A 9,084-nucleotide genomic window follows, 5' to 3' on the forward strand; every position below is an offset into this window, starting at 1 on the left:
CTGGATACGGCGGGTGCACGAAGAATAAGAAGGGGATCACTCCATGCCGCATCCGCTCGATAGCTTCTTTGCACCCGCCAGCATCGCGCTGATCGGTGCCTCGCGCGATCATGAGAAGATTCCGGGGCGGCTCTTGTCGATGTTGCGCAAGAACGAGTATCCCGGAAAAATCTATCCGGTGAACCCGAATTACGCCGAGATCGACGGCCTCATTTGCTACAAATCGATCACCGACATCGGCACGCCGATCGATCTCGCAATCATCCTCATCCCCGCCCGCGCGGTGCTTGCCGCGCTCGAACAATGCGCAGCCGCCCGCGTGAAGAACGCCCTGATCATCTCCTCCGGCTTTGCCGAGGAGGGTGGGGAGAGCGCGGCGATGCAGGACGCGATCGCGGCGCTGGCGAGGCGGACCGGCATGCGGATTTCCGGTCCGAACGCCGAGGGCTTTTTCAGCCAGATGCAGCGCGTGGCGGCGACGTTCAGTCCCGCGGTGGACATCAAGCCGGGCGTGGTGCCGCTGGTCGCCACGACGAGGCGGATCGGTATCGTCGCGCAGAGCGGCGGCATCGGTTTTGCCTATTATCACCGCGCCAGCGCGCTCGGCATTGCCGTGAGCTATGTCGTCAGTGCCGGCAACGAATCCGATCTCGGGGCCGGCGAGTTCCTGGATTACCTGGTGCAGGACGCTTCCACGGACGTGATCCTGCTGTTCATCGAAGGCATTCGCGACGTCGACAAGTTTCTCGCGGCAGCGCGGCGGGCAGCCGAGCTGAAAAAGCCCGTCATCGTCACGAAGGTCGGCCGCTCCGGTGCCGGGATGCGCGCGGCCGCCTCGCACACCGCGAGCATGGCCGGCTGGTCGGCGGCCTACGACGCGGTGTTTGCCAAATATGGCTTCATCGTCTCCAACGATCTCGACGAGGCACTGGCGATCGCAGCGGTGCTTGCGAGCAATCCGTTGCCGAAAGGCGATCGCGTCGCCGTCGTCACCGTCTCTGGCGGTGCCGGCATCTGGGGCGCCGATGCCGTGGCGCTGCAAGGCTTGCAGGTGCCGGAGCTCTCCGAAAAAATCCAGGCCGAGATCAAGGCGCTGATGCCGTCCTACGGCACCGCGCGCAACCCGATCGACGTCACCGCGCAGGGCGTGACCTCGGGCGGCTTGCAAAAGAGCGTCGATGTGCTCACCACATCCGACGAGATCGACGCGATCCTGGTCGTGCTGTCGCTCTCGAGCGAGGTCCGCAAGCCCTTCAAGGAAGCCGAGCTGATGCCGGTGCTGGCCGCGCAGCACAAGCCGGTGGTGTTCTATTCCTACACGGTCCCGTCAGATTTCGCGCGACGCGAGCTCGCCAAATCCGGCGTCGTGGTGCTCTCGGGCCTCACCCATGTCGGCGTCGCGATGCGGCGACTCGTCGACTACGGCAACTTCAATCTGATGAAGCCTGCGGACGGGGCGCAAGTCACCGCGCGCGACATCTCTGCCCACCTCAAATCGCCGGCTCTCTCGGAAGCCGACAGCAAGGCGTTGCTCCGCGCCGCCGGCATCGCGCTGCCGGACGAAGTGCTGGTGAAGGACAAGGGCGAGCTCGACGCAGCCGTGGCCCGCGTCGGCTTTCCCATGGTGCTGAAGATCCAGTCGCCGGACATTGCGCACAAGAGCGAGGTCGGCGGCGTGCGCGTCAACATCACCACAAAGGGCGAAGTGTTTCTGGCGTTCGAGGCGCTGCTCAATAACGCGCGCGAGCATCGGCCTGAGGCGGCCATTCAGGGCGTGCTGGTCGGCCCGATGGCGAAGCAGGGTATCGAGATCATCATCGGCACCATGACGGACAAGACGTTCGGGCCGATGGTGATGGCGGGCCTCGGCGGCATCACGACCGAATTATTCCGCGACGTCGTCTATCGCCCGGCGCCGGTCGGCGCAGAAGAAGCCGCCGCGATGCTGGCGCGCTTGAAAGCCGCGCCGCTGCTGACAGGATTTCGCGGGGCGACGATGGCGGATGTTGCGGCGGTCTCGCAGTTGATCGCCGACATCTCCCTGCTTGCCGCGCGGCATGCAGAGGAGATCGCGGAGATCGAGCTCAACCCGGTGCTGGTGCACGCCGAAGGGCAGGGCGTGACGATCGTGGATGCGCTGGTGGTGGGGCGGAAGTAATCCCTCTCCCCTTGTGGGAGAAGGTGGCTCGCCGCGAAGCGGCGAGACGGGTGAGGGGTTTCTCTCCGCACGCACAAGCGCAAGAGAATGGCTTGCGGAGGCAACCCCTCATCTGGCGCTTCGCGCCACCTTCTCCCACAAGGGGAGAAGGAAGAAAGGACCTACCGCCCCCTGAAATTCGCCACGCGCCGCTCTTCGGTGGCCTTCACGCCTTCCTTGAAGTCTTCCGTCGCGCGCAGGCTCGTCTGCTCCTCGAGCTCGTGATTGGTCGCCGCCATGACGCGGTCGGCCAGCCCGGCGCGCATCGTGGCGCGGGTGGAGACGAGCCCGAGCGGGGAGCATTCGGCGATTTCCCCGGCGAGCTTCAGTGCCGCCGCCTTGACCTGGTCCTGCGGCACCAGCTCGTTGGCGAGGCCCCATTTGAAGGCCTCTTCGCCAGTGACGCGGCGGCTGGTGTAGAACATCAGCTCGGCGTTGTTCTTGCCGATCAGCTCGGGCAACGTCACGGTCAGGCCGAAGCCGGGATGAAAGCCGAGCTTGGTAAAGTTCGCGGAGAAGCGCGCTTCGGGGCAGGTGACCCGGAAGTCCGCCGAGACCGCGAGGCCCAGTCCGCCGCCGATCGCGGCGCCCTGCACGGCCGCGACGATCGGCTTCTTGGCGCGGAAGATGCGCACGGCCTGGATGTAAAGATGGTTGATCGCCCCGAGGCTGTCGGCCGGATCGCCCTTGGCCGTCTTATCGGCTTCGCGCGCCTCTTGCGCCTGTCGTGCCGGGTCCTGGAAATTGGCGCCGGCGCAAAACGCCTTGCCCTGCGCCGACAGCACCGAGGCGCGAATCTCGATGTCGCGATCGAACTCGTCGAGCGCGTCCGCGATCTGGTTGATCAGCGAAATGTCGAAGAAGTTGAGCGGCGGGCGGCGTATCTCGATGGTGCCGACGTGACCAACTTTTTCGACGCCGATATCTTTATAGGTGCTCATGATGTCCTCGAAGAGTTAGCGCAAACCAAGCCCGCGGGCGATGATGCCGCGCAGCACCTCGGTAGTGCCGCCCTGGATGGTGAGTTTCGGCGCGGTCTTGATGGCGAAGTCGAGCTGCCGCTCCAGCGTCTCGCGGTTGGTCGCGGTCTCCTCGACGAAGGCGGCGAGATCGCGCACGCGGTGCGGCAGCTGCTGCTCCCACACCGTGCCGATGTCCTTGACGATGGAGGCTTCGACGACCGGCTCCTTGCCGGCCTGCAGCATGCCCGCGACCGAGACCGACATGCGCCGCATGGTGTGGAGCTGCGCCACCAGCCGGCCGATGCCTTCGGCACTGCGGGTATCAGGATTGGGGCCGACCGCGCGAACCAGCTCGGTCAGCACGTAATAGGTCTCCAGGAAACGCTCGGGGCCCGAACGCTCATAAGCGAGCTCGCTCGTCGCCTGCTTCCAGGCGCCGTCGACTTCGCCGAGCACGTGATCGTCGGGTACGAAGAAATCGGTGAACACGACCTCGTTGAACTCGTACTGGCCGGTGATCTGGCCGATCGGGTTCACCTGGATGCCCGGCTGCTTCATCTTGACCAGGAACTGGGTCAGGCCGTGACGGCGGTTTTCCTTGGTCGGCTGCGACGTCCGGAAGATCGCGATCATGTAATCGGCGATGTGCGCCGACGAGGTCCAGATCTTGGTGCCGTTGATGAGATAGCCGCCGTCGGTCTTGGTCGCGCGCGTCTTCGCGGCGAACAGGTCCGAGCCGGAGTTCGGTTCGCTCATGCCGATCGCGAAGCAGATCTCGCCGCGGCAAATGCGCGGCAGGATGTCCATCTTGATGTGCTCAGGCGCGTATTTGATCAGCACCGGCCCGCTCTGGCGGTCGGCGACGAAGAACCGCCGCGTCGGCGCGTTGGCGACGCGCATCTCCTCCGTCACCACGTAACGTTCGAGGAACGAGCGCTCCTGGCCGCCATATTTCTTCGGCCAGGTCATGCCGAGCCAACCTTTGGCGCCGACCCGGCGGGAAAATTCCGGCGCGTCGGTGTCTTCGCGGTTGGGCTTGTGCGGATCGAACGTGCCGGCGGCGATTTCCTCGGCAAGGAAGGCGCGCACTTCCTTGCGCAATTGCTCGCATTTCTCGGGCAGGCGGATCGGATCGAAACGGAGGGCAGCGGTCATTGTTGTCTCCGTTCCTGATCAGCGCGAAGCCACGAGCGGCCACAATTCGTCGGCGCCGCGGTTTGCAATGAGCTTGCCGAGCTCGACGGCCCAGTGGCTTTCCGAACCGAAATCGTCGCGCCAGGCCAGCGCCCGCAGCGAATAGCGGTGCAGGATGTGCTCCAGTGTGAAGCCGATCGCGCCATGGACCTGATGCGCAATGGCGCCGCCCTTTTCCGCGGCTTCCGCGCAGCGGATTTTCGCCGAGGCGGCTTCGAGGTAGACCGCGTCGTCGAACGATCTTGCGTTCGCGATGGCATCGGCGGCCGAGGTCGCCGCGGCAAGAGCGGCAGCCGACTCGCCGGCGAGGCGGGCGAGATTGTGCTGCACCGCCTGGAATTTGGAGATCTTCTTCTCGAAGGCGACGCGCTCATTGGAATAGCGCACGGAGATGTCGAGCATCGATTCCAGCGCGCCCGCGATCTGAAGGCTGCGCGCGACGCCGCCCATCAGCATCATTGTGGTCTGGTCAAAGCCCTTCGGGGCGGGTTTGATGGCGACGGGCTGGACCTTGTCGAGCGTAACGGTGTCGCTGTGGTCGTAGCCGACATTGAGTCCGGTCTCGATCCGACCCTTGCTTGCGTCGACCAGTGCGATCGAGGCGCCGTCCTTGCCGTGGGCCAGCACCGCGAAGTGCTTTGCCGCCTTTGCGAAGGGCACGCCGCGGGCGCGGCCGGAGAGCGCGCCGTCGGCATCGCGGGTGATGCGATCCTTCGGCGACGCCGGCAGCACCGTCATCTCCCCCTCGGGGGATGCGATCTTCGCCTGCGCCAGCAGCCAGCCGGCCAGCATGGTTTCGGCGAGGGGAACCGCGACTGCGAAACGGCCGGCCGCGTTCAGCAGCGCAAAGCCGTCGGCAAGGCTCGCGCCGGAGCCGCCGAGATCGTCCGGCACCCAGGCCAACGGCAGGCCGGCTTCGCTCAGCGCCTGCCAGAGCGGCGCCTGCCATGAATCCTTCTTGTCGTTGTTGACGGTCTGCGGATCGGCGAGATCGGCGAAGATTTTCTCCGCAGTCTCGACGACGATATTGTCACTCTCCGCCACAGCGTTCCCCGTGTTTTGCCATTGGCACTTCCCGCCCCCGTGGGGTGGGCGCGCAGGTTCTTCTTGCGCCCGATGATCCGAAAAAGCCATGGCCCTGACAAGCGTTGATCGCAGGTCAACCTGCGGCGCGGGCATGGGCGCAAGGGACTATAGAAGGCTAATTCCGCTTAGCGGAGTTTGCTCGATTTGCAGGGCGCGGCAAACTCGCTAAACAGGACGTCGATATTCAATCAAGGGGAAGGAAAGCCGGATGGCAAAGGACAGTTTGTGCGCAATCGTGACGGGGTCCGCCTCCGGCCTGGGTGCTGCGACCGCGGAAATTCTCGCACGGAGCGGGGCGCGGCTCGTCATCAACTATTCTTCGAGCGAGAGGGAAGCGGAGGCGACCGCGGAGCTTTGCCGCAAGGCGGGCTCACCGGAAGTTCTGGTCGCGCAGGGCGACGTCTCGAAGGATGACGATTGCCGCAAGATCGTTGCGGCAGCTGGCGGCTGGGGCCGGCTCGACGTGCTCGTCAACAATGCCGGCACCACCAAGCATGTCGCCCATGCCGATCTCGACGGATTGTCTGCGGAAGATTTCCAGCGCCTGTACGGCGTCAACACCATCGGCCCGTTCCAGATGGTGCGCGCGGCGCGCAGCCTGCTCGAGGCCGGCGCCAAGGCCTCTGGGCGGCCGTCCGCCGTGGTTAACATCTCCTCGGTCGCCGGCATCAGCGGCGTCGGATCGTCGATCGCCTATGCCGCGAGCAAGGGTGCGCTCAACACAATGACGCTGTCGCTGTCGCGTGCGCTGGCGCCGCTGATCCGCGTCAACACGGTGTGTCCCGGCTATATCGACACACCCTGGTTCACCAAGGGCCGCGGCGAGGCGGGCGCCAAGCAGGTGCGCGACAGCGTCATGGCCAAGGTGCCGCTGAAGGTCGCATCATCGGCGGAAGACATCGCGCAGCTCGTCTGCTTCCTGGCGATGCCGGCCTCCAGCAACATGACCGGCGAGGTCGTGCGCATGGATGCGGGGATGCATTTGGTGACGTGAGGTCGCGCGGCTAGCGCGGCAAATACGGGCGTCGTCCCGGCCTAGTGCGCAATTGCGCACGGGGGGCCGGGACCCATAATCACAGGCCGTGGTTGTTGCGCGAAGTCGGCAATTCCCAATCTTCGCCAAACCAAATTCGGTGGCTATGGGTCCCGGCCTTCGCCGGGACGACACCGAACTTGTTGATCGACCACACCGCAAAGCGACTGTGGTCTACCCCTTGATCACGCCGCTCGCCACCAGCCGGTGCCAGATGAACAGCACCACCACGGCGCCGATGGTGGCCATGATGAATCCCGCGCCCTGGTCGGGACTGTAGTGCCCGATGGCTTGGCCGATGAACGTCGCGAGAAATGCGCCGGCGATGCCGAGGATGGTGGTGAGGATGAAGCCGCTCGGATTGTTCGGTCCCGGCGCCAGCCAACGCGCGATGAGGCCGGCGACGAAGCCGACGACGATGATCCACAACAAGCCACCCATGCTCATGTCCGTGCTCCCCTCGTTTGACTAAACTAAATCAGACTCTGCCCGCGATCTCTTGCTCGGTCGGCAGCCGTCCGTCCGGCGTCAGATGATCGACCACCTGCGGCAGATATTGGCTGAGGCCGGAGAGCAGCTCGTCACGCGACAAGCCGCTCTGGGCCGACAGGCTCTCGATCTGGTCGGCGCCGAGCGCATTGGCGAGATCGCCTGGTGCGATCGCCTTGTTCTCGCCCTTGCCGACCCAGGTATTGGCGGCGTCGCCATGACCGCTCTGCTGGAGCTGGTTGAGGAGATCGCCGAGACCGCCGCTGAGCACGCTGCCGGCCGCGCCGCCCGCGAGCAGGCCGCCAAGGCCACCCTTCAACAGGTCACCGAGGCCGCCGCCAGCGCCTGCATTCACCGACGGGGGGAGATGCGTCGGCGTCGGTGCCGGGGACGGCTGCGGCGCGCTGCCGGTTTGGTTGCCGCTCAAATGCTTGAATGCCTTCCAGGCGAGCAGGCCAAGGAGCGCCATGGTCATTGGCGACATGCCGCCGCTGGATGAGGATTGTGAACTCGGCGTGCTTGGGCCGCGCGGGCCGTTCTGCATGCCGTTGAGGACGTCGAGCAAACCCATGGCGTTCTCCCTTGGCGCTTTCTTGCTGGTAACAAGCCCCGATCGAAAACATATGAGGCCGTCATGACGGTTACAAGGCGATTGCGCCGCAACTGCGGGAATGGGCAGCAGGCAGCGCCTCTGCTATCGAGGGCAGACCGTTAAGGAGACAAGCCAAGGTGGTTACGGATCGACCGATCGTGGTGGCCGGCGCAGGCGCCATCGGATGTTTCGTCGGCGGCACCCTGGCGGCTGCCGGCCGCCGCGTCGCGTTCCTGGTGCGGCCGCGGGTGAAGGCCGAAATCGACCGGTTCGGCCTGCTTCTGACCGATTTCGACGGCTCCGAGAAGAAGATCGGCGCGGGCCAACTCGCGCTGTCGGAAGATCCCGCGATCTTCCACAGCGCCGGCATCGTGCTGGTCACGGTGAAGAGCGCCGACACAGCCGGTATCGCGGACCAGATCGCGCAGCATGCGCCGCAGGAGGCCGTCATCGTCTCGCTGCAAAACGGCGTCGGCAATGTCGCGGTGCTGCGCGAGCGCCTCGGCGACCGCCGCGTGCTCGCCGGCATGGTGCCTTTCAACGTGGTCGCGATGGGCGAGGGCCGCTTCCACCGCTCGACCTCCGGCGACATTCATGTTGGTCAAGATGATACGAACACGGCCGCAGCGCTGTCGGTGCCGGGGCTCACCATGCGCGCGAGCCGTGACATCATCGGCGTGCAATGGGGCAAGCTGATCATCAATTTGAACAACGCGCTCAGCGCCTTGTCCGACATGCCGCTCGCCGCGCAATTGGCGAACCGCGACTGGCGACGGCTGTTCGCCGATCAGATGGCGGAGGGGCTGGCTGCAATGAGGGCTGCCGGCATCACACCGGTCTCGGCGACGCCGATCCCGTCGTCCTTGACGCCGACCTTGCTGAGACTGCCCGACCCGATTTTCAACCTGATCCTGGGAAGGACCATGAAGATCGATCCCGAGGCGCGTTCCTCGATGTGGCAGGATTTGAAGCAGGGCCGCAAGACCGAGATCGACTACCTCCAGGGCGCGATCATCGCGCTCGCCGAGCAGAACAATGTCAACGTGCCGCTGTCGCGCCGCATTGTTGCGCTGATCAAACAGGCTGAGGCCGCGGGCAAGGGTCCGCCGCGGCTGACGCCGCAGCAGATTCGCGGGTAACGCATGAGTGCAGGCTGCGCGAGGGGAGGAGCAACGATGAAGCGTCGTCTGATGATCGGATTCGCGCTGGCCGTGCTCTGCGCCGCGTCCTTGGTCGCGGAGGCCCGGCCGCCGACGGTCATGAACTCTCCCGGCTATGACAGGCGATTGCAGGAGAGCCGCTCGCAACTGGGCAGTTCTCCGACGACAACGGCGCCTGCGAATTCCCCGGTAGCTCAACCGAAGCGCAGCAAGAAGAAGCCTCTGAACTGAGGATGTAAGCGCGGTCTCCATCACACCCGTCATTGCGCGCGCCGCGCAGCCACAACCGAAAACACCCCCGCCAACACATACCGTTTGTGGGGCAGGGGCGCAAAAGACCCGGGGCGACACACCACATCGAGGGGTGTGCG

The 9,084-nt window shown here is 65.2% G+C and carries 9 protein-coding genes; 4 read left to right on the forward strand and 5 right to left on the reverse strand.

All coding sequences use genetic code 11. The features are described from left to right. The first annotated feature begins 43 nt into the window (after window positions 1-43). Window positions 44-2,158, forward strand: coding sequence for an acetate--CoA ligase family protein (locus tag AC0L3K_RS28185; RefSeq protein WP_473367300.1), 2,115 nt, complete (start codon window positions 44-46; stop codon window positions 2,156-2,158). A 161-nt stretch (window positions 2,159-2,319) separates the two neighbouring features. Here the strand turns inward: AC0L3K_RS28185 and AC0L3K_RS28190 are convergent, their stop codons facing one another. Genes AC0L3K_RS28190 through AC0L3K_RS28200 form a run of 3 tightly spaced genes read right to left on the reverse strand, consistent with a single transcriptional unit; the run spans window position 2,320 to window position 5,397 of the window. After that, window positions 2,320-3,138 (reverse strand): enoyl-CoA hydratase/isomerase family protein, encoded by an 819-nt coding sequence (locus AC0L3K_RS28190; protein WP_354200570.1) that lies wholly within the window; start codon window positions 3,136-3,138, stop codon window positions 2,320-2,322. A 15-nt stretch (window positions 3,139-3,153) separates the two neighbouring features. Then, window positions 3,154-4,314 (reverse strand): acyl-CoA dehydrogenase family protein, encoded by a 1,161-nt coding sequence (locus AC0L3K_RS28195; protein ID WP_008133127.1) that lies wholly within the window; start codon window positions 4,312-4,314, stop codon window positions 3,154-3,156. An 18-nt stretch (window positions 4,315-4,332) separates the two neighbouring features. Then, on the reverse strand, window positions 4,333-5,397 hold the full coding sequence (locus AC0L3K_RS28200) for an acyl-CoA dehydrogenase family protein (RefSeq protein ID WP_473367301.1): 1,065 nt from the start codon (window positions 5,395-5,397) through the stop codon (window positions 4,333-4,335). Between the two features lie 250 nt (window positions 5,398-5,647). Between AC0L3K_RS28200 and AC0L3K_RS28205 the strand changes: the two genes are divergently transcribed. Continuing rightward, complete coding sequence (locus AC0L3K_RS28205; protein ID WP_473367302.1) at window positions 5,648-6,433, forward strand: SDR family NAD(P)-dependent oxidoreductase; 786 nt, start codon at window positions 5,648-5,650, stop codon at window positions 6,431-6,433. 213 nt (window positions 6,434-6,646) lie between these two features. Here AC0L3K_RS28205 and AC0L3K_RS28210 read toward each other — a convergent pair whose 3' ends face one another. Beyond that, entirely contained in the window at window positions 6,647-6,919 is a 273-nt protein-coding gene (locus tag AC0L3K_RS28210) for a GlsB/YeaQ/YmgE family stress response membrane protein (protein ID WP_196236584.1), read from the reverse strand. Between the two features lie 31 nt (window positions 6,920-6,950). Then, entirely contained in the window at window positions 6,951-7,532 is a 582-nt protein-coding gene (locus tag AC0L3K_RS28215) for a YidB family protein (protein ID WP_354159819.1), read from the reverse strand. Between the two features lie 158 nt (window positions 7,533-7,690). Here AC0L3K_RS28215 and AC0L3K_RS28220 point away from each other — a divergent pair, with 158 nt between their 5' ends. Both AC0L3K_RS28220 and AC0L3K_RS28225 read left to right on the forward strand, forming a co-directional pair. After that, a complete protein-coding gene (locus AC0L3K_RS28220) occupies window positions 7,691-8,692 on the forward strand; it encodes a 2-dehydropantoate 2-reductase (protein WP_473367303.1) in 1,002 nt (333 codons plus the stop codon). 36 nt (window positions 8,693-8,728) lie between these two features. Next, window positions 8,729-8,944, forward strand: coding sequence for a hypothetical protein (locus AC0L3K_RS28225; protein ID WP_473367304.1), 216 nt, complete (start codon window positions 8,729-8,731; stop codon window positions 8,942-8,944). The last annotated feature ends 140 nt before the right edge of the window (window positions 8,945-9,084 follow it).

The sequence above is a fragment of the Bradyrhizobium sp. MI1.10 genome (assembly GCF_055811035.1).